Source organism: Streptomyces prunicolor (assembly GCF_045162825.1).
In the GTDB taxonomy this organism is placed as follows: Bacteria; Actinomycetota; Actinomycetes; order Streptomycetales; family Streptomycetaceae; genus Streptomyces; species Streptomyces prunicolor.
Genome location: NZ_CP108676.1, coordinates 2274349 through 2299303 on the forward strand (window position 1 = coordinate 2274349; position 24955 = coordinate 2299303).

The following is a 24955-nucleotide window of genomic DNA, read 5'->3' on the forward strand; positions in this document are numbered from 1 at the left end:
ACTTCCCTGAGCGGTACGGCACGCGACTTCCTTGAGCAGTACGGCACTTGACCCACGTATCCCCACGTATCCACCGATCCACGGAACCACCCAGGCGATGGAGGAACGGCATGGCCCCGCGCGAGAACGACAACAAGCCGCCGAAGGACGAGCAGCCGGCGGCGACCCAGCGGGAGTGGGAGCGACTGTGGGAACAGGGCGACGACTCGGGGGGCGAGGACGGGGGCAGCACGAAGGAGGACGTCGGGCCGGAGGGTGAGCGGGACGCGGACACGGAAGCCTCCGAGGCGGCGGTCGACGACACGGACCAGGCCTCAACTCCCGTGCACGGCAACGCCGATGAGCCGGGTCACTCTCACGACCACGATCATGACCAGCACCACGATCACGATCACGATCAGGCCGATGGATCCACCACCCCCCACAGCCACACACCCCCCGTGCTCCCCCACCTCGACGACGACCGCATCGCCGCCGTACGTCGCGTAGCCGCCGCGGGCCGTCGCTGGCGGACCGTCCAACTAGCCGGTTGTGCCGCGCTGTTGGCCGTGGCGATGACCGCCGGGGCCATCGCGATGGGGGCGGCCAAGGACAGTGGGGCCACCGGGGTCGCCGCGTCGAGTGCCGTGTCGCCGGAGTTGCTCGCCAGTGGGAGCCTGGACGCGAGTATCGCCGCGCTGCAGGCCCATCTCAGGACGCAGCCCAAGGACTTCGACGGGTGGGCGACGCTCGGGCTGGCGTATGTGGAACAGGCCAGGACGAAGGGCGACCCATCCCGGTACCCGCAGGCGCAGGCCGCCTTCCAGCGGTCGTTGAAGATCTCGCCCGCCAACGAGAACGCCCTTGAGGGCCGTGCCGCGCTCGCGGCAGCCCGGCACGAGTTCAAGGAAGCGCTCACCTACGCGGACCAGGTGCTGAAGGAGAACCCCTACAGCGAGCGCGCCCTGTGCTCCCGTATCGACGCGCTCGTCGAACTCGGCCGCTACGCCGACGCGTCGAAGGCCGCCGACCTCGCCGACGCCCGCAAGCCCGGCGTCCCGGTCTTCACCCGGTACGCGTACGTGCACGAACTGCGCGGCGATGTCACCACGGCCCGCCGGGTCCTGGAGCAGGCCCTCGCCGCCGCCACCTCCCCCGGCGACATCTCGTACGTCGCCGGCACGCTCGGCCAACTCGCCTGGAACCAGGGCGACTACAAGACCGCCCTGAACGACTACGGCCGTGCCCTCGCCGCCGACGAGAACTACCTCCCCGCCCTGGAGGGCCGCGCCCGCACCCAGGCCGCCCTGGGCGACCGCGCCGACGCCATCAAGGGCATGGAGCTGGTGGTCTCCCGCTACCCGCTGCCCCAACCCCTCGTGGAACTCGGCGAGTTGTACGAGAGCCGGAGCGCCGAGGGCGACAAGACCAAGGCCGACGACCAGTACGCCCTCGTCGACGCCTGGATCGCGCTGGCCCGCGCCAACGGCGTCAACGCCGACCTGGACACCGCACTCGCCGCCGCCGACCACGGCGACGTCAAGTCGGCCCTGAAGGCCGCCCGCGCCGAGTGGGCCCGCCGCCACACCGTGCACACCGCGGACGCCCTCGCCTGGGCCCTGCACGTCAACGGCCTGGACAAGGAAGCCCTCCCCTACGCCCGCCAGGCCACGGCCACGAATTACCACAACGCCTCGTTCATCTACCACCTCGGCATCATCGAACTCGCCACGGGCCACAAGGCGGACGGCCGCGCCCACCTGACCAAGGCCCTGAAGCTGAACCCGGGCTTCTCACCGCTGGGCGCGAGCAAGGCCCGTAAGGCGTTGGAGGCAACCAAGTGACGCCGGTCCGCCGCCTGTTGGCTTCCGCGGCGACCGTCCTCACGGCCGCCGGCGCGCTCCTGCTGGTCCCCACGACCGCCGCGAGCGCGCACCCCCTCGGCAACTTCACCGTCAACCGCTACGACGGTCTCGTCGTCGCCCCGGGCGAGCTGCGCGTCACGCACATCGAGGACCTCGCCGAGATCCCGGCGACCCAAGTCAAGCCGGAGATCAAGCGGTTGGGCATGACCGAGTGGGCCCGGCAGCGCTGCGACAAGGCCGCCGAGGGCAGCAAGGTCACCGTCGACGACCGTACGGTCGCCCTCACACCCGGCAGCAGTACCGCACGGCTGCGGCCGGGGCAGGCCGGGCTCAACACCCTGCGCCTGGAGTGCAGTTCGACCGCCCCGCTGCCCAAGGGGAGCACGGTCACCCTGGGCTTCCACAGCGCGGGGCTGACCACCGGCCCGGGCTGGCGGGAGATCACCGCGCGCGCCGACCGGATGACGCTCACCAAGTCGGACGTGGCGACGAAGTCGAACTCGCACGAACTCACCAGCTATCCCAAGGACTTGCTCTCCTCCCCCGACGACACCACAACCGCGTCCCTGCACGCGCGCCCCGGCGGCCCGGCCCTCACCGACGCCGACCAGTCCACGTCGGAACCGCCCGCCGCCTCCGTGCTGCCGCGCGGCGCCGACCGCTGGACGGAGGCCCTGAACAACCTGGTGGCCCGCCACCACCTCACCGTCGGCTTCGCCGCCCTCGCCCTGCTCATCGCGGTCGCCCTGGGCGCGATGCACGCGCTCGCCCCCGGCCACGGCAAGACCCTCATGGCGGCCACGGCAGCCGCGCGAGGCGGTCGCGCCCGCCTCAAGGACGTCCTCCCGCTCGCCGCCTCGGTCACCGTCACCCACACCCTCGGCGTGATCGCCCTGGGCCTCCTGGTCACGGCCGGCTCCGCCGCGACCCCCTCGGTGATCGCCTGGCTGGGCATCGCGAGCGGCGTCCTGGTCCTCTTCGCGGGCACCAACCTCGTACGCCGGGCATGGCGCAACCGCCCACGCCCGCAAGCCCCTTCACACCCGCACCCCCACGAGCACCCTCACGACCACGACCACGACCACCCGCACGAGACCGCCAAGACCCCCGAGCGCGCACTCGTCCTGGTCTCCGCCCACACCGAAGCCGCGCCCACGGCCCCCCACGCCGAGACCCACGCGCACCCCCACCCCCACCCCCACAGCCACGACGACGACCACCAGCACGGTCACAACCACGACCACGGCCATGACCACCCGCACCCCCACGACCACGCCGTGGAACACACGCACGGCGGCTTCACCCACACCCACGAGACCGCCCCCACCGTCCGCGGCACGATCCTGCTCGGTTTCGCCGGTGGGCTGGTCCCCAGCCCCTCCGCCGTGGTCGTCCTCGTGGGCGCCGCGGCGCTCGGTCAGGCCTGGTTCGGGCTGCTGCTCGTCGTCGCGTACGGCGTCGGCCTCGCCCTCACCCTCACCGCCGCCGGATTCGCCGTCGTCAAGCTGGGTACAGGGATGAACCGAGTGCTGGACCGGCGTCCCCGCTGGACCACCAGCCCCATGGCGGTGCTGGTCCGCCGGACCTTGCCGCTGGGATCGGCGTTCGTCGTCGTGGCCCTCGGGGTCGGACTGGTGCTCAAGGGGGCGGCATCAGCGCTCGGCTGAGTTACGTTTGGCGAAAATTCGCCCGGCTGCGAATGGGGGGAGCCCATGTCCGAAGATCCGGGCACTGAACGTGTGATCGCGGGCCGCTACCGGCTCCTGTCCCCCCTCGGTGAGGGCGGGATGGGCACCGTGTGGCGGGCCCGCGACGAGGTGCTGCAACGCGAGGTCGCCGTCAAGGAGGTGCGCGCGCCCGGCGGACTTGCCTCCGACGACGTGGAGCGGATGTACGCCCGCCTTGAGCGCGAGGCGTGGGCGGCGGCCCGGGTCGCCAACCGCAACGTGGTGACGGTGTACGACGTGGCGACGGAGGACGGCCGCCCGTGGATCGTCATGGAGCTGGTGCGGGGTGTCTCCCTGGCCGATCTCCTGGACGCCGAGGGGCCGTTGACACCGCAGCGGACCGCGCACATCGGTGCCGAGGTGCTGGCCGCGCTGCGCGCCGCGCACGACGCCGGGGTGCTGCACCGGGACGTGAAACCGGCCAACGTGCTGATGTCGAACGACGGTCGGGTCGTCCTGACCGACTTCGGTATCGCCATGGTGGAGGGCAGTTCGGCGCTCACCATGACCGGCGAGGTCATCGGCTCGCCCGAATTCCTCGCCCCGGAGCGGGCGTTGGGCCGTACGCCGGGCCCCGAGTCCGATCTGTGGGCGCTCGGTGTGCTGCTGTACGCGGCGGTCGAGGGCCACTCGCCGTTCCGCCAGAACACCCCGCTGAGCACCCTGCGCGCGATCGTCGACGAGGAGTTGCCGACCCCGCGGCTGGCGGGACCGCTCACCCCGGTCATCGAGGGCCTGCTGCGCAAGGACCCGGCCGAACGGCTCTCCGCCGAGCAGGCGGAGCAGGATCTACGGCTGGTCGCCGCGGGCGGTACTCCTCGCGCGTCCACGGCGCCGACGACGCCGTACTCGCCGACGATGGCGGGGTATCCGCAGGACGGCTACTCCCAGCAGGACTCGCGGACGCCGCCGCAGCCGGTGCAGGGGTTCGGGCCGCCGCCCGACTCCTACTCGACGCCGACGGCCGCGGACGAACCGCACCGCAACCGGCGGGCGGCCGCCGTGCTGATCGCGGGGCTGATCGCGCTGGCCCTGGCGATCGGCGGGCTGACGTACGCGTTCATGAACCGGAACGACGACAAGGACGCGAACGCGGGCAAGGACACCAGTACGCCCAAGAGCCAGCCCTCGGACGGGACTTCGCCCAGTGCGAGCAGCGAGACCACGGCCGCGAGCGAAACGCCGAGCCCGAGCGCCAGCAAGTCGTCCTCGGCGCCGCAGTCGGTGAAGGTGTCGGTGGAGGGCGCCAACACCGAGTACTCCGGCAGCTGTCCGCCGCCGAACGCGAAGGCGCCGACCTTCACGGCGAGCATCACGGTGGGGAAGCTGCCCGCCCAGGTGTCCTACCGGTGGGTGACGAAGACCGGTTCGGTCTCCAACCCCGGCTGGAAGACGCTGTCGTTCCCGTCGGGCGGCGGGAAGACCAAGCAGGACCGCGTGTTCCTGACGACGTACTCGACCAGCGGGACGTTCAAGAACGAGATCAGTGTCGAGATCCGCAGCCCGGTGAAAGAAGAGTCCAACTCGGTGCCGTTCTCGGTGACTTGCGTGGCGGAGACCCCGTCGGACGGGGCCTCCCCCTCGGATTCGGCATCACCCTCTGACGGTTGAGACGTCAGACCGCGCCGGTCAGGACCGGCAGATAGCCGCCGGACTGGCCGGCCGCGGTCGGGTGGTACGACTCGGTGATGCTCAGCAGGTTGAGGCTGTGCAGCCAGGAGCTGCCGGAGCAGATCTCGTGGCCGGTGAACTTGGTGCGTACGTCGCCGTAGGTGAAGCCGTGGTCGGCGGCGCGCTTGGCGAGGGCGGCGTCGAGGTAGTCGGCCGCGCCGTTGATGGCGGAGCGCTTGGTCGCGGAGAGGCCGAGGCAGGTGGTGCCGAGTTTGTAGAAGCGCGGGTAGCCGAGCACGACCACGTGCGCGGCGGGGGATTTGGCGCTGATCGCCGAGTAGACCTTGTCGAGGAGGCCGGGCAGCGTCGAGTCGACGTACGCCTTCGCGGTGGCGATCCGGCTGAGGCAGGCGCTGTCGGACTGCAGGACACAGGTCGTCATGACGTCGCTGAAGCCGGCGTCGTTGCCGCCGACACTGATCGAGACGAGGGCGGTCGAGGTGCTGAGGGTGCCGAGCTGGTTGGCGAGAACATCACCCGTACGAGCGCCCGAGCAAGCCTTGAAGTCGAACGTCGAGGGTGAATGCGCGGCCGCCCAGAGGTAGGGGTACGCCTTGGTGCTGCGGTCACAGGACCCGCTGGAGCTGATCTTGCTGCCCGCGCCGACCCCGGAGGAGTAGGAGTCGCCGAGGGCCACATAGCCGCCGGTGGCGGCGAGTTGGGACGCCTGCGCCATCGTCGCCCCGGTGAGGGCGCATGCGGTGGCGAGGAGGAGCGAGGTCACGTATGCCGTAAATCGGGAACGTCTCATGGAACCTCCCTTAGCAGGATCTCTGCCACAACCGTGGTAGCAGCGACACGCACCGGCGGGAAGTGTCCATGCCAACGGAGAGATTGATTGCGTGCTCATGACAGGTCTGTGACAGGCCGTCAACTCCCTTGAACCACACCGGTTCATGACCCAGGCTTTGCTCAGCCTTGGTGCGGAACGCAACGCTCCAGGGTTGTGCGCGCGACAGCGTGCGCACCCCCACAGTCGCGCGCCGACCCGGGCGCGCGCCGCCTGGAGGAGGACTCCCTCGAATGGCACTCCTGCGTAGCAACAAGCTCCGGCTCGCCGCGATCACCGGCGCCGCCACCGCCGCTCTCGTCGGCGGGCTCACCGCACTCCCCGCCCAGGCCGCCCCGGCCACGGGCACGGTACTGGCCGCCGGCTCCCCCACAGCCGTCGACGGCAGCTACATCGTCACCCTCAAGAAGAGCGCCGGTCTCAAGGCGTCCTCGGCCGCGGGCAAGGGGCTGGTCAAGGAGTACGGCGGCACGGTCACGAAGACGTTCGGCACAGTACTGAACGGCTACTCGGCGAGCCTCAGCGCGACCGAGGCGAAGAGACTCGCCGCCGATCCGGCGGTCGCCGCAGTGGAGCAGAACCAGCGCGTCCACCTGACCGATACCACCCAGTCCAGCGCGCCCTGGGGCCTGGACCGCATCGACCAGGCCGCACTGCCGCTCTCGGGGACGTACACCTACCCGGACAGCGCGGGCAGCGGCGTGACCGTGTACGTCATCGACACCGGCGTGCGGATCACGCACACCCAGATCAGCGGCCGTGCCGCGTACGGCTACGACGCGGTCGACGGCGACACCACCGCCTCCGACGGCAACGGCCACGGCACGCATGTGGCGACGACGATCGCGGGTTCGACGTACGGCGTCGCCAAGAAGGCGAACATCGTGGCGGTCCGGGTGCTCGACAACAGCGGCTCGGGTACGACGGCCGGGGTGATCGCGGGCATCGACTGGGTGACCTCGAACCACACCACGCCGGCGGTCGCCAACATGTCGCTCGGCGGCTCCGCCTCCACCTCGCTCGACACGGCGGTCGCCAACTCCATATCGAGCGGCGTGACTTACGCGGTCGCGGCGGGCAACAGCGCCGCCAACGCCTCCTCGTACTCCCCCGCCCGGGTCTCCGCCGCGATCACGGTCGGCGCGACCACCAGCACGGACGCCAAGGCCAGTTACTCCAACTACGGTTCGATACTGGACATCTTCGCGCCCGGCTCGTCGATCCTGGCGGGCTACAACACCAGCGACACCGCCACCGCCACCCTGTCGGGCACCTCGATGGCGACCCCGCACGTGGCGGGCGCGGCTGCCGTCTACCTCGCGGGCCACACCTCGTCGACTCCGGCCCAGGTCGCCACGGCCCTGGTGAACGGCGCCACTTCGGGCGTCGTGACCAGCGCGGGCACGGGTTCGCCGAACAAGCTGCTGAAGCTCGTCTCGTAACACCCGCCCGCACCACGCTCACCCGCTCCACCCGCTCCACCGCTCCGCCCGAACAGCCGTTTCCCCGGAGGCAGCACACGCCTCCGGGGAACATCCTTTCGGGGATGCACGAGAACCGGTGCAAGCGGCTTCCGCACCTTGACGTGCCCGGTCGGGCTGCGCGACATTGAAGTCCGGCATCCGGCGCGCTGGGGGGCAAAGTCGCCAATGCAGACCATACGTATCAAGAGACCATCCGTCGCTGACACCGAGCGGGCACGGCCAGGACCGGGGAGGGATCTGGCACCGCTGCTCGCAGGCGTGGCAGTCGCCGTGGGAGGGGTCGGGGCGCTGCTCGCGCTTGCCGACTCGGGATCACCGTTGCGCGGTCCGTTCGCGCTGTTCTTCCTGTTCGCTGCGCCGGCTTCGGCAATTGCCGCGGTGTTGCGCGGACTTGATCCTTTCGGCCGTGTTCTCACCTCGGTGGCGGGCGCGGTGGTCGTCGACATGCTGGTGGCCCAGGGAATGCTGGCCGTACACCGGTGGTCGGTCGACGGCGGAATCATCACGGTGGCGGTGATCAGTGGCCTGATAGCGCTATCGGTATTCATACGGCATATGCCGGGCCGCACAACGGCTGACAAAGTTGTGTAACGGTCAAACCAACAAAAACGTGAGACCTCCTTCCAGGTCTTGCCATACAGGTTCAATCATCAATACCGTCGTACATCTCACCCGCACTGGTTCATCATTGAGCGGCTCTAGGGGAGGGCTCAAGGACCGCGATGGATCCGGGGCGGGGCGCGGTAGGGGGGTGCCGTGCTCGGTGACCGAATTCTGTGACCGAGTCGTCCGCGCGGCCGGCTTTCATGTTTTCCGGGGGTCGACCAGTTTTGCCAGCTCACCATGCGTGCACGGAGATCCGTATTCTCCGTGGCGCCCGTGAGAACCCCCCTTTCGAACCGGAGCACAGAGCCGGGCCGCCCAGGGGCGGGCGGTCCGCCGGACGAGAGGGACCAGATTCGTGAGTTCTGTTCTGCGCCCAGCTGCATCGGGCCAAGATCCGTTAATGTCGGCCATTTACCGGCCCATCTCCTCTCACCTGGCGATCACACCGCCGGTGAGCGTGGTGATTCCCGCCATGAATGAGGCGGAGAATCTCCCTTACGTCTTCAAGACACTGCCCGCGTGGATACACGAAGTGGTTCTTGTGGACGGCAATTCCACCGACAACACCGTCGAGGTGGCCCGCGAGCTGTGGCCCGGGGTCAAGGTCGTCGAACAGCAGGGCAAGGGCAAGGGGGATGCCCTGATCACCGGGTTCGAGGCTTGTAGCGGCGACATCATCGTGATGGTCGACGCGGACGGCTCGGCCGACGGACACGAGATCGTCAAGTATGTCTCCGCCCTCGTCTCGGGCGCGGACTTCGCCAAGGGCTCCCGCTTCGCCAACGGCGGCGGCACGGACGACATGACGTTCATCCGCAAGCTCGGCAACTGGGCGCTGTGCACGATCGTCAACCGCAAGTTCGGCGCCCGCTACACCGATCTCTGTTACGGATACAACGCGTTCTGGCGGCACTGCCTCGACAAGATCGACCTCGACTGCACCGGCTTCGAGATCGAGACACTCATCAACATCCGGGTGGTCAAGGCCGGTCTCAAGGTGCAGGAGATCCCCAGTCACGAGTACCTCCGTATCCACGGCACGAGCAATCTGCGGGCCGTGCGGGACGGAATCCGGGTGCTCAAGGTGATCCTCAAGGAGCGCTCCAACCGGCGTGCGCTGCGCCGTCGTTCGCACTCCACGATGATCGACACGCTCGACCCGCAACGCGATCCTCAACTCGACAAGCAGCTCGACCCGCAGCTCAACTCGGTGCGGGGAGAGGTGTCTTGAGCAGTCCCGACATCTCCGTCGTGATCTGCGTCTACACCGAGGACCGCTGGGAGGACATCCTCGCGGCGGTCTCCTCGGTGCGGGCGCAGTCACGGCCCGCGCTGGAGACGTTGCTGGTCGTCGACCACAACCCCGCTCTCCTGGACCGACTCACCAGGGAGTACAAGGACGTCGAGGAAACCGGTGAGGTCCGCGTGCTGGCGAACGCGGGCCCGCGCGGTCTGTCCGCGGGCCGCAACACCGGCATCGCCGTCTCGCGCGGCGAGGTCATCGCCTTCCTCGACGACGACGCCGTGGCCGAGCGGGAGTGGCTGCGGTACTTCACCGAGGCGTACACCGATCCGAAGGTGATGGCCGTCGGCGGCCGCACGATGCCGATCTGGGCGTCGGGGCGCCGACCCGCCTGGTTCCCCGAGGAGTTCGACTGGGTGGTGGGCTGCACGTACAAGGGCCTACCGCCGGGCCGGGTCCGGGTGCGCAACGTCCTCGGCGGCAACGCCTCGTTCCGGCGTACGGCGTTCGACGCGGCCGGCGGCTTCGCGACCGGTATCGGACGCGACGGCGACAAGCGTCCGCTGGGCGGCGAGGAGACGGAACTCTGCATCCGGCTCACGCGGGCCAGACCGGACGCGGTGCTCCTGATCGACGACCGGGCGGTGATCCACCACCGGGTGCCCGCGGTGCGTGAGCACTTCGGGTACTTCCGCACGCGTACGTACGCCGAGGGTCTCTCCAAGGCGCTGGTGGCCCGAAGTGTCGGCGCTGACAAGGGACTTGAGTCGGAGCGCCGGTACACGACCCGGGTCCTGCCGGCCGGGGTCGTGCGCGGGCTGCGCGACGCCGTGTTCGCCCGTCCGGGCGGCGCGGGCCGGGCGGGCGCGATCGTCGCCGGGGTGTTCACGGCGGCGGGCGGGTATGTCGTCGGAAGCGTCCGGGCCCGGCGCGGCGGGGCAACCTACGCGGTGGTGGAGATCGAGGGGACGCACGCGAGCGCGGGGGCGGGCGCGGGGGCGGTAATGAGCGCGGAGGGCGGACATGAGCACGGGGAGGCACGCGGGCGTGGGGAAGCACGCGGGCATGGGGGCGCGCACGGGCATGGGGACGCACCCGAACGCGGGAGCGGACACGGACGCGCGGACACACACGGACGCGGTGGCCGCGACGAGCGCGGCGGGGGGCGACCATGAGTGACACACCGGTGCCGATCCTGATGTACCACTCGATCGCCGCCGCCCCGAACGACGCCACCCGCGAACTGTCCGTCGCGCCCGAGGCGTTCGCGGAGCAGCTGGCACTCCTGGGCGACCTGCGCTTCACGCCCGTCAACACGGCTGATCTGGCCGCGAGTTGGCGCTCCGGCAAACCGCTGCCCGAGCGCCCGGTCCTGATCACCTTCGACGACGGCTACGAGGGTGTGCACCGGCACGCACTGCCCGCGCTGGCCCAACACGGCTTCGCGTCCACCCTGTTCGTCACCACCGGCTGGATCCGCGGCGCCCACGACACCGGCGGCGGCCTGGACACCATGCTGGACTGGGACCAGGTGCGCGAACTCGCGGGCGCGGACGTCGAGATCGGCGGCCACAGCCACACCCACCCGCAGCTCGACCAGCTCGACGACGAGACCCTACGGACGGAGCTGGTCCGGTGCCGGGAGATCGTCGCCGACGAACTCGGCGCCGTACCCGTCTCGTTCGCGTATCCGTACGGCTACTCCAGCCGCCGGGTGCGCCAGGCGGTACGGGAGACCGGGTTCGCGCAGGCGCTCGCCGTCGGCAACGACCTCGCCCGGCGCCGCCAGGGGCCGTACGCGCTAAGGCGGGTAACTGTGCGCCGCAGTACGGGAGTCGAGGAGTTCGAGCGGCTCGTCGAGGGCCGTGCGATCGCCCGTAACTTCGCCAGGGACCGTGCCCTCACCCAGGGGTACGCCATGGTCCGCAGAGCTCGACAGGTCCGCCGGAAGGCCAGCCGTTCCCGTGTCTGACACGACGACCACCACCCAGGACGCGGCGCCCGAGACCGAGGCGCCCCAGCGGACGGGGCGCCGACTGCGCCTGCCGGGAAGGAGCAAGTCCTCCGGCGGCAGCCCGCTGTTCCGCAACGCCTACGCCCTGATGCTCAACACCGGGATCTCCGCGGTGCTGGGGCTGGGCTACTGGCTGATCGCCGCCCACTACTACTCGCCCACCGCGGTCGGCCAGGGCTCGGCTGCCATCGCCGCGATGAAGCTGCTGGCCGGGCTCACGGCGGTCACGCTGACCGGCGCCCTGGCCCGCTTCATCCCGGTCGCCGGACGCGCCACCGGACGCCTCATCTTCCGTACGTACGCGGGCAGTTCGATCGTCGTCGCGTGCGGGGCCGGGATCTTCCTGCTGACCCTGAGCGACTGGGGACCCTCGTACCGCTTCCTGCACGGGCCGATCCCCGCGCTCGGCTTCGTGGTCGCGGTCGTCGCCTGGAACCTGCTCACACTCCAGGACGGGGTGCTGACCGGGCTGCGCAGCGCGCCCTGGGTGCCGGTGGGCAACACCGTGTTCTCCGCGGTGAAGTTGGCGCTGCTCGTGGGGCTGGCGTCGGTGTTCGCCGCGAGCGGTGTCTTCGTGTCGTGGGTCGCCGCGATCGCGTTCTCCGTGGTGCCGCTCGGCTGGCTGGTGTTCCGGCGGCTGGTGCCCCGGCACATCAAGGCGACCGAGGAGCACGCGAAGCCGCCGACGCTGCGGGAGATCGGCAGGTTCCTCGCCGGGGACTACACCGGCTCGCTGTTCTCGCTCGCCGTGGTCTACCTGGTGCCGGTGATCATCGCCTCGCAGGTCAGCTCCGAGGACAACGCGTACTTCTACATCACCACGACGATAGGCGGCACGGTCAACCTGCTCGCCATCAACATGGGCGCCTCGCTGACCGTCGAGGGCTCCCACGACCCGGCGCGCATCGCCGCCAACACCCGGGCCGCGCTCAAGCGGATGGCCCGGATCATGCTGCCGATCTGCGGGCTGCTGTTCATCGGGGCGCCGTACATCCTGGGCGTGTTCGGCGCGGGCTACGCGGACGCGGCGACGCCGCTGCTGCGCTGGTTCGCGGTGGGCGCGCTGCTGCGGGTCCTCATGGAGACGTACTTCGCGGTGCTGCGCGCGCAGAGCCGCACCGGTGGACTCGCCTGGCTGCAAGGCCTGTTGTGTGTCCTGGTGCTCGGTCTGACACTGCTGCTGCTCCCCCGCATGGGCCTGACCGGCGCGGGCGTCGCCGAGATCTCCAGCCTCGCGGTGATCGTGGCGATCGCCGCGCCCAAGCTCTTCAAGACGCTACGGGCCGCACCGGCCGCGGAGTTGCCCGAGGACGCGGCACCCGACGGGGACCTCGCCGACCTGGGCGCCCGCGAGGTCCCGGCCACCGCGCCGCGCCGTCGTGGTCCGGCCTGGGCGCTCGACTCCGACACCCTCGCGCTCGGCATCCACGTCGACTTCGACCACCTGGAACGCCGGCCCGACGTACGCCCGGGCCCCGGCACCCCGCCCACCGGCACGCCCATCGTGTCCGGCGAGCAGCGGCCGACCTGGGCGCTCGGCATCAAGCGGTCCGAGATCGTGGGACTGCCGGTGGAGGAACGGGAACCCGGCTCGGAGTCCTCGGTGAGCCCGTCCGCCGAGCCGGAGGTGGACGCGCCGTTCGAGCCCGCCAACGGCTCCGACCGCGTGGTCGTACCGGAGGAATCGCTCGTACGGGAACAGGCCCGGGCGGACGCGGCGGAGCAGGAGCGGAAGGCGCGGGAGTCCGAAGTGCCGCCGCCCGCACGCCCGTTGTCCCTGCGCGAGCGCCTGATGCCCACCCGTCCCGGTGTCGTCCTCGGCTGTCTGCTGGTCGCCGCGCTGCTCCTGTACTGGGTGCCCGCGGCGCGGCTCGGCGAGTCCGATCTGGACCGCATGGGCGGGCTGGGCCTGATCTCGGTGCTGCCGCTGCCCACGCTGGTCGGCGCCGCGCTGCTGATCGTGGTGTTCGCCTCGCTGCTGTGGCTGGGCCGCGAGCACAAGGCGCTGCTGCTGATCACCCTGCTCGCGACGGTGGTCTCGCTGCACGCGCTGCCCGCGGTGATCGAGCCCGAGCCGCGTTTCCCGACGGCGTGGCAGCACCTCGGGTTCATCGACTACATCGACCGCACCGGGTCGGCCGTACCCGACCTGGACGCCCGCTGGAGCTGGCCGGGCTTCTTCGCGGTGGCCGCGTTCATCGGCAAGGCGTGCGGGGTCACCGACTGGTCCGAGGTGATCCGCTGGTGGCCCACGGCCATCCAACTCGCCTATCTGGCACCGATGTTCCTGCTCGTGCGCTCACTGCGGGCGAGCTGGCGGGCGAAGTGGACCGGCATCTGGATCTTCGTGCTCAGCGGCTGGGTCGGCCAGGACTACTTCTCCCCGCAGGGCTTCACGTTCCTCCTCTACCTGGCCTTCGTCGCGATCCTCCTGGTCTGGTTCCGGGCACCGCACGTCCTGTGGACGAAGATCCGGCCCGGCGAGGCGGAGGTCGAACCCACCGACCGGCGCCAACAGGCCGTCCTGCTCCTGGTGTTGATCGGTCTGTTCGCGGCGAGCGTCCCGGCCCACCAGCTCACGCCGTTCGTGATGCTGGGCGTGCTCATGGTCCTCGTCCTGATCGGCCGCTCCGAACTCCGCGGCCTGCCCATCCTGTTCGGGGTGCTGGTCGCGGTCTGGCTCGGTTTCATGGCCGAGCCGTACTGGTCCGGGCACTTCAACGACCTGTTCGGCGGGGTCGGCGGCGTCGGCAGCAATGTCTCGACGTCCGTCTCCGGCCGTATCCAGGGCGGCAGTTCGACCCACAAGCTGGTCCTCTACACCCGCGTCCTGCTGGCCGGCGGTGTCATGGCCTTCGCCTGCTGGGGCTGGTGGCGCCGCCGCGACCACAAGTACCGCGAACGCTCCCTCCTCGTCCTCACCTTCGTCCCGTTCCTGGGCTTCGGCATGCAGTCCTACGGCGGCGAGATGGCGCTGCGCGTCTTCATGTTCGCGGTGCCGGGCGCGGCCCTGCTCGCGGGCCTCGCCCTCTTCCCGCGCACCGGCGCCACCGCCAAGGAGCGCGAGAAGGACCGGATGAGCCTCGCCCCGCTGGCCGCCCTGCTCGCCGGGCTGCTGCTCATGAGCGGCTTCCTGGTGGCCCGTTGGGGCAACGAGGGCTTCGAGCGGGTGCGGCCCGGCGAGGTCGCGGCCATGAACTACGTGTACGCCCACGACAAGCCGACCGTACGACTGCTGTGGCTGACCGAGGACACGGTCAACGACGTGACGCCGGCGATGCCGTGGGGCGCGAAGGACATGGAGCGGGTCAACTACGTTCCCACGCTGGCCCCTTCGGACCCGGTGCTGGTGTCCGGTCTGGTGAAGGCGCTCAAGGACGCGGGCCCGAACTCGTATCTGATGCTCAACAAGAGCCAGGTCGTCTCGCTCCAGCTGGACGCGGGCTACTCGGCGACCTGGGAGTCCCGGCTCATCCAGAACCTGGACAACCGGCAGGAGTTGAAGAAGGTCCTCGTCAACGCCGACGTGACCATGTACTCCCTGCGCGAGCAGCCGGCGGGTGCGGTCCCGAAGCCCGATCCCGGGCCGATCGGACCGCAGATCACCTGGACGCCGTGGTCGGTGGTCGGCGCGCTCGCCGCCCTCGCCCTGATCCTGATGCTGACGGCCCGCGAGGTCGTCCGGGTCGCGGTCCGGCCGAGTGTGCGTCAACTACGGTGGCTACAGAGCAGTTTCTGGTTCTCGCTGCCGCTGCTGGCGGTGGTACTGGCCTCGCTGGTGCAGCGGTTCCTGACGATGAAGTGACCGTGCAGCAGCGGAGTTCCGGGGTTCTACGGGGTCAAGTGGCTTATCGCGTGAGCCACTTGACCCCGTAGGCCGCCAGGTCGAATTCCTTGCCGTCGACCTTCGCGCTGATCTGCCGGTCCAGGGTGTTCACGACCAGGATCGTCCTGTCGGTGGCGAGGACCCGTACGTTGGGCACGTCGTCGGCGGCGACCGACACGGTCTCGTACGTCGTGCCCGGACCGAAGGCCGCGTCGAAGCGGGACACCAGGTCGTACATGGGGAGTTGCTTCCCGCCGTCGGAACTGTCGGTCGGTGTCCACAGGCAGCCCGCGCAGTCCGTGCCCTTCTCGTCCTCCGGGTTCCAGTAGAAGCCGGAGGTGGCGCCGCCCTTGGCCATGGCGATCATGCCGGTGGCCTGGACGGCGACGCGGTGGGTCTCGGACCAGCCCTTGCGGTCGTCGTTGCCGTCGGCGGGCTCGACGTAGTACTCGGCCCACCACAGCGGCAGGTCGTGCGTCTGCTGCCGTACCCACTCGCTCACCGCGGTGAGCTTGTCGGTGGCCCCGAACTCGTTGGGCAGCAGGTCGTCGTCGTTGGTGTAGCTGGAGCCGTCGACGACCACGAAGTCCGCGCCGACCTTGTTCTTGTTCCAGTAGTCGAAGGCGTCGATGATCCGCTGGTCCATCGCGCCCCAAGTCCCCTTGAAGGTGCTGGAGGCGTTCGCGTCGCGCGGGTCCACGCTGTCCATCACCAGATACGGACCGCCGACCATGATCTTCGGGTTGACCTTCTTCAGCGCCTTGTAGACGAGGTTGTAGAGCTGGGTGTAACCCTCGTAGTCCCAGCGCTGTTTCGCGTCGTTCCAGAAGCCCTTGAACTCGTTCCACACGATGAAGTGGGTGACGTCCGGATACCGCTTGGCGACCGTCGCGGCGAGCGCCGCGTAGTCCGCGTAGTGCTCGGGCTTCGGCGCCGTCTCCAACGAGGCCTGGCTCCAATCGGTGTTGCCGACACCGGACTTGCCGCCCTTCATCCAGTCCGGGGAGCAGCACAGCGTGATGACGGGGGTGCCGCCCGACTTGCGCATGAAGTCGACGCGGCGGTCCAGGGCGCCGAAGTCGTAACGCCCCTTCACCGGCTCGGGGTTGTCGGCGCCCCAGCCCATGATGGCCTGGTCCTGGGGGAGTTGGGACTTCGCCAGCAGCCCCTCGACGCGCTCGGTCGCGGTGTCGCTGCCCTCGTCGGCGCTGTACTGGGTGTGGGTGAAGCCCCAGCCGACCTCCGGCCGGTCCTCGTCGGGCGGGCTCGCCGGAGTGCCGTGCACCTTGTCGCCGTCGCGCGAGGTGCCCGCGGTGCTGCCGCCGCCGGGCAGCGTGTTGATCAGGGTCACGATCAGGGCCAGTGCGGCCACACCCACGCCGAGCAGCGCGGTGAGCCGCCACCGCAGTGCCCCCGAATTCCACCCATGACGTCCCATCAAGGGCAACAGTAACGTCGGTTCCGGGCGGTGGGGCAGGTCTGCGCGTGCACAGCCTTGTAACAGGAAGGAGGGGATACACGGCGGACACAAGCGGGACACATCGGATGCATCGGGCGCACCTGGCGGAGGCGACACTCGGGGGCGCACTACGGAAAGCGGGTGCACGGGGCGTCCCTGTGCCGGATCATGGCCCCATGTCCGCTAACCCACACGACGCTCTGCCGATCAGGCTCAACGTCGACGACTCCGACTCCCCGTCCGATGTCGTCGACGCGCTGTTCCTCGGCCGCTTCGCGACGGGCGAGCAGCCGTACTCGCACGCGGCGAACATCGACCGCGTACGGTCCGGGGCGACCCTGCTCCCGCCGGGCGCCCGCGTGCTGCGCGCCGCCCGCGACGACGACCGCAGCGCGACGCTGGCCGAGGGCGACGGCTGGACCCTGCTGATCTCCCGCTGGAACAGGGGCGCCGACGTCACGGTCACGGCGACGACCGAGGAGCTCGCCGAGAAAGTCCTCGACCAGGCGACCGACGGCGCGGCCGACGAGCCCGAACCGCAGCCGGAGAACGTGACGATGGGGTTCTGGTACGTCTCCCCCAGGCGCGGCCCGCACCGGACGACCCGGCAGATCTCGGCGGGCACGTGGGACGAGGTGCGCGCCAACTACACGCGTCCGGTGGCCGACGCGATGGACACCCTGATGAAGACGACGCCGGAGGACATCGCGGGCCGGCTGCTGTTGCTGCACGGCCCGCCGGGCACCGGCAAGACCTCGGCGCTGCGCACGCTGGCCCGTTCCTGGCGGGACTGGTGTCAGGTGGACTGTGTGCTGGACCCGGAGCGGCTGTTCAGTGACGTCGGCTATCTGATGGACATCGCGATCGGCGAGGACGACACGACGGGGAAAGGGCGTTGGCGGCTCCTCCTCCTTGAGGACTGCGACGAGCTGATCCGCGGCGAGGCGAAGCACACGGCGGGCCAAGCCCTGTCCCGCCTCCTCAACCTCACGGACGGCCTCCTCGGCCAGGGCCGCAACGTCCTGGTGGGCGTCACCACCAACGAGGACCTGGAGCGCCTCCACCCCGCCGTGGTCCGCCCCGGCCGCTGCCTGGCCCGTATCGAGGTCGGCGCGCTCACCCGCAAGGAGGCGGTGAACTGGCTCGGCACGGAGGAGGGAGTGGGCCGCGAGGGCGCGACCCTGGCGGAGCTGTACGCGTTGCGCCGGGGCACCCAGCCGACGTCGGTACCGGACCAACGAGAGGGCGCGGACGCGGGGTTGTACTTGTGACGACACCGGCTGCGCTACGGCTCGTAGCCCGCCGGCAACCCATCCAATACGGCTGCCATTCATTTCCGCCGCAGCGGCGCTCAGCCACAACGGCGCACAACGGCGGTGCCGAACTCCCTCACCCCTCCCCGTAAGCCGCCCGCAGGGCATCCCGCACAGCCGCCACCGCATCCCCCTCCGCAAGCCCCAACCGCCGCACCTTCTCCGCATACGCCTGCGCGGCCAACGACGCCTCACGCTCAGCCGCCGAGCCCGCGGCAGCGACGAACGTCCCGTTGCGCCCGCGCGTCTCGATCACCCCGTCCGCCTCCAGGGCCCGGTACGCCTTGGCGACCGTGTTCGCGGCGAGCCCGAGCGACTCGGCCAGCCCTCGGACGGTGGGCAGCCGGTACCCCACCGGCAGCACCCCCGCCCGCGCCTGCTCGGAGATCTGGGCGCGGATCTGCTCGTACGGCGCCGCACTGTCGTCGATGTGGATCTTCAAAGTCACGGCCCGATTGTCCCGCACCCACCACAGAACGCACCCACCGGAAAATGGGAGGCACTCCGGCTCGGGTCCGCCGTAGCGTGCGACTCCATGACCGTGATCGTGCGCGACCTTCGCCCCGGCGTCCGAGCCGACCTGGACGGCTTCGTCCAGGTCCGCCGTGTCGTCCTCCCCTTCATGGTGTTCACCCCGGAGTCCGTCGCCTTCGACATCGCCCACGCCCATCCGGAGGCCGCGCTGCGCAGGCTGGTCGCGGAGGAGGACGGCGAGATCATCGGCACGGCCCAGGTGGGCATCGCCTACGACAGCCCGGAGCCGGGCCAGGGCTTCGTCAACGTGCATGTGCACCCGGAGCACACCCGCCGGGGCGCGGGCGGACTCCTGGTCCGCACCGCCGAGGAACACCTGGCCGGCGCGAACGCCACCCGGCTCCACGCCTGGGTCCTGGACGACCCGGCCAACCGCGTCTTCGCCGAGCACTTCGGCTATACGGCGAGCCGTTCCGCGCGCTTCCTCCGCCTGGACCTGGCGCACGGCACGCTGCCTCCGCTCCAGGACCCGCCGCCGGACGTGGAGATCCGCCCGGGCTCGGACTTCGACGCCGACCCGCGCCCCCTGTTCGCCCTGGACGCGGAGGCGTCGCGGGACGAACCCAGCGACATCGACACCGAGTTCAGCGACTACGAGGCCTGGCTGGACGAGACCTGGCGACACCCCCTGTTCAGCGCCGAGTTGACGTCCGTGGCCGTCGTCGACGGACGCCCTGCGGCCTTCAGCGCGGTCCGCGCGGACGGCGGCACGCGCTACTTCACCGCCATGACCGGCAGCGCCCGCGCCCATCGCGGCCGGGGCCTCGCCAAGCTCGCCAAGAACGACTCCCTGCACCGCGCCCGCGCCGCCGGATACACGGAGGCGTTCACGGGCAACGACGCCGGCAACGAGCCGATGCTCGCGATCAACAAATGGTTCGGCTACGAAATCTGCGCCGCGGAGGTGCGCTATGTCCGTGAACTCACCTGATCCCACACGCCAGTTGGACGTCGTCCTCGTCAAGGCGGGCCGTACGAAGATCCGTTACTCGGCGGAACTGCTCTTCGACGACGGCGTCCGCCTCGCCGTCCGCGCCCCGTGGGCCGGTGACGGCGTCCGCGACTTCGGCTTCGTGCGGTTCGAGCGAGGCGACGTGTTCACCGAGTACTACTGGCGGGACCGCTGGTACGCCGTGAAGGAAGTCCGGGACAGCACCGGGCAGTTGAAGGGCTGGTACTGCGACATCACCCGCCCCGCCACGCTCTCGGGCGCCGAACTCGTCGTGGAGGACCTCGATCTGGACCTCTGGGTCTCCGCCGACAAAAGCGACGTACAGCGGCTGGACGAGGACGAGTTCGAGGAGAGCGGGCTGGCCGGGTCGGACCCCGCGGCCGCGGCGGCGGCCGTGGGGGCGCTCGACGAGTTGGAGAGGCTGGCCCGTGCGGGCGGGTTCGACGCGCTGCTGGCGTGACGTCCGGCGCGCTGTCGGTGTGACGGCGGGGCGGGCCGGGCTACGGCACGGCCACCACCGCGTACCGCTCGTCGTCCACGGCCCTGCCCCAGAGCAGCGGGTCGTCCGAGAGCCGCTCCACGCGCACCTGCCCGGCGGCGGACACCAGGGGTGCCAGGAGCTCGGTGAGACGGTCGGCGGGTATGCCGGCCGGGCTGACCGTGCCCCACACACCCTCGATCAGCACGAGCCGGCCGCCGGGACGCAGCAGTCCGCGCCAGTGCCGCAGGACCCGGGCCGGGTCGGGCAGGCTCCACAGCACATGCCGTACGAGGACGACGTCGAAGCGCTGCTCACCCACCGGTGGCACGGCCGCGTCACCGATGAGGAACGCCGCGTCACGGCCGGCCAGCTTCGCGCGGGCGAGGTCGATCATCGCCGGGGAGAGGTCGACGCCGGTGACGTGGTGCCCCTGCTCGGCCGCGAGGAGCGAGAGACTGCCGGTGCCGCAGCCGAGGTCGAGGATGTCGGCGGGGTCGGCGGGCAGCCAGGCGCGCAGCCGGTCGGCCCAGGCCCGCCGGATCTCCGGGTCGCGCAGGCCGTGATCAGGCTCTTCGTCGAAGGCGGCGGCCTCCGCGTCCCAGTCGTAGTTCGCTACAGGTTCACTCATGCGCCAAGGGTGACACCCGCCACTGACAGTCCCATCGTGACAGCGACCACAGACAGATCCCCGCCGATGAGTCACCCTCCCGGGAACGGTCCACCCCGTGAGAACACGAACCCCGGGTGGACACAAGGAGGCAGCCATGCGCCGCGTAACCGTGCAGAAGCCCCTGAAGAAGTCGGACACCCGTCGGGTACGGGACAAGGCCGACGAGCGCCCTGTGGAGCGCCCCGAGGTCCGAAAGGACATCGCCCGCACGTGGTGGCCGGACGGCTGAGCCCGGCCTGCCGCCTGTCCGCCCCGGTCAGTGCAGCCGCTTCCGGTAGTGGACGCGGTCGTACGGCCCGTCCGTGCGCCGCTCCACGACCTCGTACCCGAGCCTCGGGTAGATCTTCTGGTTCTCCCACATCAGCGCGTTGGTGTAGAGCCTGACTTCCGGCAGACCGAGTTCACGCGCGCGTGCGTCCACGAAGTCCAGGAGCAGCCGCCCGACGCCCCTGCCGTGCGCCTCGGGGTGGACGGCGATGCTGTCGAGGAACAGGTGATCCTCACGCTCCTCGATCACCACCAGCCCGATCACGGGCTCTCCCGTGACGTACACGCGCCCGGCGACCACATTCGCCATGTGGTCCGCCTCCATGGGCTGCGGCACCACACCGATGCGCGGAATGTAGTGGCGGTACGCCATGTCGGTCACGGCCTTCACCACGGGTACATCGGGGACGCCGGCGACACGAACCCCGTCCGGTCCACTCATCCGCACCACATCCCTCTCCGCGCTCACGGAACCGTCCCTCCCTGAGCCCTCAGTTAGCCCTGCCTTAACGCCACCATAAGGATCTCCCTCCCCCCTCTCCAACAGGCGATTTCGCGGTTTCCAGGGGCTAGCTTCTGATCACCCCCACGGGATCCGTCCCCCGCGCCGCGCACCGTCCGAGGAGTTGGAGTTCCGCCATGCCCGCACGCCGTAAGGCCGCCGCTGTCGCCGTCCTCGGTCTGACCCCGCTCGCCCTGACCGCGCTCGGCGCGGCGCCCGCGGTGGCGCACGGTTCGATGGGCGACCCGGTCAGCAGGGTCGCGCAGTGCTACGCGGAGGGGCCGGAGAGCCCGAAGTCGGACGCGTGCAAGGCGGCGGTCGCGGCCGGCGGCACGCAGGCGCTCTACGACTGGAACGGCATCCGGATCGGCGACGCGAACGGGCAGCATCAGACGCTGATCCCGGACGGCAAGCTGTGCAGCGCGAACAACGAGGAGTTCAAGGGCCTCGACCTGGCCCGCGCCGACTGGCCGGCGACGAGCGTGAGCAGCGGCTCGTACACCTTCAAGTACCGCGTGACCGCCCCGCACAAGGGCACCTTCAAGGTGTACATCACCAAGTCCGGCTACGACCCCGCGCAGCCGCTCGCCTGGGCGGACCTGGACCTGGAGCACCCGGTCGCGACCTCCACCGACCCGGTTGCCTCGGGCGGTTTCTACACCTTCTCCGGCACCCTGCCGCAACGCTCAGGCAAGCAGCTCCTGTATGCGATCTGGCAGCGCTCGGACAGCCCGGAGGCGTTCTACTCCTGCTCGGACGTCAGCTTCGGCGGCAGCGGCAGCGGCACGGAGGCCAACGGCGTTGGTACGGACGGGAGTTCAAGGGGCAGTTCAACGCCCACCCCGGCCGCTCCCACGACTCCGGCCCCCACCGCCTCCGCGCCCTCCAGCCAACAGATCGCGGCCGGCGCCGACAAGTCGACGGTCGAGCACCACGGCCACGGGGACGCGGACGCGAGCACGTCGGCGGAGCCGGTCGCCGCGACGAGCCAGCCGACCACCGAGGCCAACGAGCCGCAGACGGCGGGGAGTTCGAAGAACCTCGCCGAGACCGGCGCCAACAACAGCTCGCCGTATCTCATCGTGGGCGGCGCCGCCTCCCTGGCGCTCGGCGCGGCGGCCCTGTTCGCCTCGGTCCGCCGTCGCGCGACCAACGGCCATGGACGGCACGGCCGTTAGTACGGCTGTGCAGGGGGCGGGGCCTGTCCGGCGGCTCAGGTCGGACAGGCCCCGCGGTGCGCCTACGGTCAACTGAGCGCCGACAGGCAGTTGGTGGTGGTGGCGTGCGCGGGGTCGAGGGCGTTGGCGACCTCGTGGAAGGCGATCCGGTCGGTCAGCCCGAGCAGGGCGTGCTCGGAGAGATCGACTGAACACAGGTTCTGGATCAGCACGTTGTGCACGTCGGACCCGCTCAGGAACTGACTCGTGTAGGGCGTGACGACCTCGTCGTACCTGGTGGCGATGACCGTGTAGTGAACACCGGGGACGGTGTCGCCGCCCGCGTTCAGCTTGGCGAGGAAGGCCGAGCCGGCGACCTGGTCGGCGAGGGCGGGAGCGGCCGAGGCGATCACGTCCTCGGCACCCGGGAAGTACGGCAGGAGTTTGGTGAGGCCGTCCAGGGTGGTGCCGTGGTTGTCGGGCGCGATGCCGACGAAGGCGTCCACCTTGGCGGCGCCGCCGAGGAACTTGAGGTAGTAGCGGGGCATCATGCCGCCCTGCGAGTGACCGACGAGGTCGACCTTGGCGGCGCCGGTCGCGGCGAGCACCTTGTCGACGTAGACCTGGAGCTGTGCCGCCGACTCGTCGATGGGGCCGAGGCCGTATACGAGGGGGACGCCGGGGAGTTGGCCGTAGTCGAGGGAGAAGACGCAGTAGCCGCGGGCCTCCAGGTAGGGCGCGAGGGCCAGCCAGTTGTCGGTGCCGTTGGCGAAGGTGCCGTGCACGAGGACGACGGGGTCGGGGTGGGCGGCGGAGGGCTCACAGCTGTAGTCGTTCCAACCGGTGCTGGACGCGGTCGACGCCTGGGCGGTGGCGGCGGGTACGGCGACGACCGCGGCGGTCAGGAGCAGTGCGGTCAGGGGTCTGAGCACTCGTTTCCAGGGCAGCATCGTGTGATCTCCTTGCGGCTCAAGGGAGTTGCGACGGCCTTACGCCCTGTGATCCGGATCACAAGAATGCTGTTCACTCGTCAAGTTACGAGCGAGTAGGTGAAGTGTGAAGTTACGCGTCAGTAAAAACTTCCAGTGATAGCCAGTCACCAGGCGGGCCTGAGGGGACCGTAGGGCGCAATTCGCCGCAAACGGTCACACAACACGCGCACTTCACCCTCACCCAGCAGTTCGATCCAGGGCTGCACGGCCTCCAGCGCCGCTTCCTCCGCGGCTCGCGTGCAGGCCCAGCCCAACTCCGTGAGCACGACCAGCCGGGCGCGCGCGTCACCGGGATGCGGACGCCGCTCGACGTATCCCTTGCGCACGAGTTCGTCGACGAGCTGACTCGCTGCCTGCTTGGTGATGCCGAGGTGCGCGGCGAGATCGGTGGCCGTCGCACCGTCCGGCGCGAGCCGCGCAAAGGCGAAGCCGTGCGCCGGGCGCACCTCGAACCCGCGGGCCACGACCCCGTCGTTGATGCGCTTCGTCAGGTCACCCGCGGCGGCGAGCAGGGCGGCGGTCAGGGCGATGGCCTCGGAGTTCTCCACGACGGCATTGAAACACCCTTGACGAACCGGTCAAGCTGCTTGACCATATTGGGGACATGGTCAAGCAGCTTGACCATCTGGCCACCCGGCTGTCCAGCCGGCCACTTCTGGAGGCAGTCATGCCCGTCGTCCACCCGTCCGACGCCGTCGTCCACGAGATCCACGGCGCCCGCTTCGTCTCGTACGCCCACCCCTCCACCGGCAGCAAGGAACTGTGCGCTTGGCGCGGCGAGATCCCCGCCGGCACCAAAGCCACCCTGCACACCGTCAACCGCGAGGAGATCCTGCACATCCTCGAAGGCGAGCTGGTGATCACGCTCGACGGCCGTACCGAGCGGGTCGGCGCGGGTGACACGCTGATCATCAACCCCGGCGTGACCTTCGGCGCCGAGAACCCCACCGACCGGACCGCGGTCACCTGGGTCACCACGACCATCGGCCTGGAGGCGGAGCTGGCGGACGGCACGCGCATCGTCGCACCGTGGGCCAACTGACGTACGGACAAGCGGCCTTGGTCACATGGGGACGGCGACCGCACGACGTTCTCGTTCCGTAAGGTTTTCGACCGCCCCAGCCGCGCCGAACAGGACGAAGCTGAGCGATGAACGCGGGCGGGTGCCGTCCGCGTGACGTATCGGTGCGGGAAATGGAGTGACCATGGTGGTCCGTGGTGTCGGCGGGATCATCCTCGTCGTGCTCGGCGCGGTCTGGATCGCGCAGGGTGTCGGCGCGATGAACGGCTCGGCCATGTCCGGCCACGGCCAGTACGCGGTACTGGGCGTGGTGGTCGTGCTGATCGGGCTCTTCCTGCTGCTGCGGGCCTGGCGGATACGGAAGAACCCCGACCTGAGCCAACACCCTTGAGCGCAGGGACG

Annotated in this window: 22 protein-coding genes and 1 pseudogene; 16 read left to right on the plus strand and 7 right to left on the minus strand. The window is 70.1% G+C overall.

Annotated features, from left to right (window positions below; translation table 11 throughout):
- Positions 1–110 precede the first annotated feature (110 nt).
- From OG588_RS10175 to OG588_RS10185, 3 genes are read left to right on the plus strand one after another with little or no spacing between them, the layout of a single operon-like run.
- Entirely contained in the window at positions 111–1823 is a 1713-nt protein-coding gene (locus tag OG588_RS10175) for a tetratricopeptide repeat protein (RefSeq protein WP_405946998.1), read from the plus strand.
- The gene (locus OG588_RS10180; protein WP_405946999.1) at positions 1820–3511 is read left to right on the plus strand and encodes a sulfite exporter TauE/SafE family protein; all 1692 of its coding nucleotides are present in this window, start codon (positions 1820–1822) and stop codon (positions 3509–3511) included. The genes OG588_RS10175 and OG588_RS10180 overlap by 4 nt, the downstream gene beginning before the upstream one ends.
- A gap of 45 nt (positions 3512–3556) precedes the next feature.
- Entirely contained in the window at positions 3557–5182 is a 1626-nt protein-coding gene (locus OG588_RS10185) for a protein kinase domain-containing protein (RefSeq protein ID WP_405947000.1), read from the plus strand.
- A 4-nt stretch (positions 5183–5186) separates the two neighbouring features.
- Here the strand turns inward: OG588_RS10185 and OG588_RS10190 are convergent, their stop codons facing one another.
- Positions 5187–5993, minus strand: coding sequence for an SGNH/GDSL hydrolase family protein (locus tag OG588_RS10190; RefSeq protein WP_405947001.1), 807 nt, complete (start codon positions 5991–5993; stop codon positions 5187–5189).
- A 272-nt stretch (positions 5994–6265) separates the two neighbouring features.
- Here OG588_RS10190 and OG588_RS10195 point away from each other — a divergent pair, with 272 nt between their 5' ends.
- The 6 genes and pseudogenes from OG588_RS10195 to OG588_RS10220 all read left to right on the plus strand — a co-directional run bounded on the left by OG588_RS10195 (position 6266) and on the right by OG588_RS10220 (position 15184).
- Positions 6266–7474 (plus strand): S8 family peptidase, encoded by a 1209-nt coding sequence (locus OG588_RS10195; protein ID WP_405947002.1) that lies wholly within the window; start codon positions 6266–6268, stop codon positions 7472–7474.
- A gap of 300 nt (positions 7475–7774) precedes the next feature.
- The gene (locus OG588_RS10200) at positions 7775–8107 is read left to right on the plus strand and encodes a hypothetical protein (RefSeq protein WP_405947003.1); all 333 of its coding nucleotides are present in this window, start codon (positions 7775–7777) and stop codon (positions 8105–8107) included.
- Between the two features lie 370 nt (positions 8108–8477).
- Positions 8478–9353 carry a glycosyltransferase family 2 protein gene (locus tag OG588_RS10205; protein WP_405947004.1) on the plus strand — a complete coding sequence of 292 codons (876 nt, stop codon included), beginning with the start codon at positions 8478–8480 and terminating at the stop codon, positions 9351–9353.
- Positions 9350–10333, plus strand: a pseudogene (locus tag OG588_RS10210) (glycosyltransferase family 2 protein); the annotation flags it as partial. The gene OG588_RS10205 and the pseudogene OG588_RS10210, both read left to right, overlap by 4 nt.
- A 203-nt stretch (positions 10334–10536) precedes the next feature.
- Positions 10537–11337 carry a polysaccharide deacetylase family protein gene (locus tag OG588_RS10215; protein ID WP_405947005.1) on the plus strand — a complete coding sequence of 267 codons (801 nt, stop codon included), beginning with the start codon at positions 10537–10539 and terminating at the stop codon, positions 11335–11337.
- On the plus strand, positions 11330–15184 hold the full coding sequence (locus OG588_RS10220) for a lipopolysaccharide biosynthesis protein (RefSeq protein WP_405947006.1): 3855 nt from the start codon (positions 11330–11332) through the stop codon (positions 15182–15184). The genes OG588_RS10215 and OG588_RS10220 overlap by 8 nt, the downstream gene beginning before the upstream one ends.
- A gap of 43 nt (positions 15185–15227) precedes the next feature.
- Here OG588_RS10220 and OG588_RS10225 read toward each other — a convergent pair whose 3' ends face one another.
- Entirely contained in the window at positions 15228–16643 is a 1416-nt protein-coding gene (locus OG588_RS10225; protein WP_405947007.1) for a GH39 family glycosyl hydrolase, read from the minus strand.
- Between the two features lie 197 nt (positions 16644–16840).
- Between OG588_RS10225 and OG588_RS10230 the strand changes: the two genes are divergently transcribed.
- A complete protein-coding gene (locus OG588_RS10230; RefSeq protein WP_366097789.1) occupies positions 16841–17935 on the plus strand; it encodes a DUF5925 domain-containing protein in 1095 nt (364 codons plus the stop codon).
- 118 nt (positions 17936–18053) lie between these two features.
- On the opposite strand, the gene OG588_RS10235 is transcribed toward OG588_RS10230, so the two are convergent.
- Complete coding sequence (locus OG588_RS10235; RefSeq protein ID WP_405947008.1) at positions 18054–18425, minus strand: GntR family transcriptional regulator; 372 nt, start codon at positions 18423–18425, stop codon at positions 18054–18056.
- Between the two features lie 87 nt (positions 18426–18512).
- Here OG588_RS10235 and OG588_RS10240 point away from each other — a divergent pair, with 87 nt between their 5' ends.
- Both OG588_RS10240 and OG588_RS10245 read left to right on the plus strand, forming a co-directional pair.
- Positions 18513–19442: a GNAT family N-acetyltransferase gene (locus tag OG588_RS10240; RefSeq protein ID WP_405947009.1), complete on the plus strand. Its 930-nt coding sequence runs from the start codon at positions 18513–18515 to the stop codon at positions 19440–19442.
- Positions 19423–19923, plus strand: a complete 501-nt coding sequence (locus tag OG588_RS10245) for a DUF402 domain-containing protein (protein WP_405947010.1) — start codon at positions 19423–19425, stop codon at positions 19921–19923. Before OG588_RS10240 ends, OG588_RS10245 begins: the two co-directional genes overlap by 20 nt.
- Before the next feature lie 40 nt (positions 19924–19963).
- On the opposite strand, the gene OG588_RS10250 is transcribed toward OG588_RS10245, so the two are convergent.
- Positions 19964–20572 carry a class I SAM-dependent methyltransferase gene (locus tag OG588_RS10250; protein ID WP_405947011.1) on the minus strand — a complete coding sequence of 203 codons (609 nt, stop codon included), beginning with the start codon at positions 20570–20572 and terminating at the stop codon, positions 19964–19966.
- Positions 20573–20708: 136 nt separating this feature from the next.
- Between OG588_RS10250 and OG588_RS10255 the strand changes: the two genes are divergently transcribed.
- On the plus strand, positions 20709–20843 hold the full coding sequence (locus tag OG588_RS10255; protein WP_328684266.1) for a hypothetical protein: 135 nt from the start codon (positions 20709–20711) through the stop codon (positions 20841–20843).
- Between the two features lie 27 nt (positions 20844–20870).
- Here OG588_RS10255 and OG588_RS10260 read toward each other — a convergent pair whose 3' ends face one another.
- Positions 20871–21323 carry a GNAT family N-acetyltransferase gene (locus OG588_RS10260; RefSeq protein ID WP_405953082.1) on the minus strand — a complete coding sequence of 151 codons (453 nt, stop codon included), beginning with the start codon at positions 21321–21323 and terminating at the stop codon, positions 20871–20873.
- 197 nt (positions 21324–21520) lie between these two features.
- Here OG588_RS10260 and OG588_RS10265 point away from each other — a divergent pair, with 197 nt between their 5' ends.
- Positions 21521–22561 carry a lytic polysaccharide monooxygenase gene (locus tag OG588_RS10265; RefSeq protein WP_405947012.1) on the plus strand — a complete coding sequence of 347 codons (1041 nt, stop codon included), beginning with the start codon at positions 21521–21523 and terminating at the stop codon, positions 22559–22561.
- A 68-nt stretch (positions 22562–22629) separates the two neighbouring features.
- Here OG588_RS10265 and OG588_RS10270 read toward each other — a convergent pair whose 3' ends face one another.
- Positions 22630–23490 (minus strand): esterase/lipase family protein, encoded by an 861-nt coding sequence (locus OG588_RS10270; RefSeq protein ID WP_405947013.1) that lies wholly within the window; start codon positions 23488–23490, stop codon positions 22630–22632.
- 146 nt (positions 23491–23636) lie between these two features.
- Positions 23637–24080: a MarR family winged helix-turn-helix transcriptional regulator gene (locus tag OG588_RS10275; RefSeq protein ID WP_266873883.1), complete on the minus strand. Its 444-nt coding sequence runs from the start codon at positions 24078–24080 to the stop codon at positions 23637–23639.
- Between the two features lie 119 nt (positions 24081–24199).
- Between OG588_RS10275 and OG588_RS10280 the strand changes: the two genes are divergently transcribed.
- The gene (locus OG588_RS10280; RefSeq protein ID WP_405953083.1) at positions 24200–24574 is read left to right on the plus strand and encodes a cupin domain-containing protein; all 375 of its coding nucleotides are present in this window, start codon (positions 24200–24202) and stop codon (positions 24572–24574) included.
- Between the two features lie 163 nt (positions 24575–24737).
- Positions 24738–24944: a hypothetical protein gene (locus tag OG588_RS10285; RefSeq protein WP_405947014.1), complete on the plus strand. Its 207-nt coding sequence runs from the start codon at positions 24738–24740 to the stop codon at positions 24942–24944.
- Positions 24945–24955: the final 11 nt, after the last annotated feature.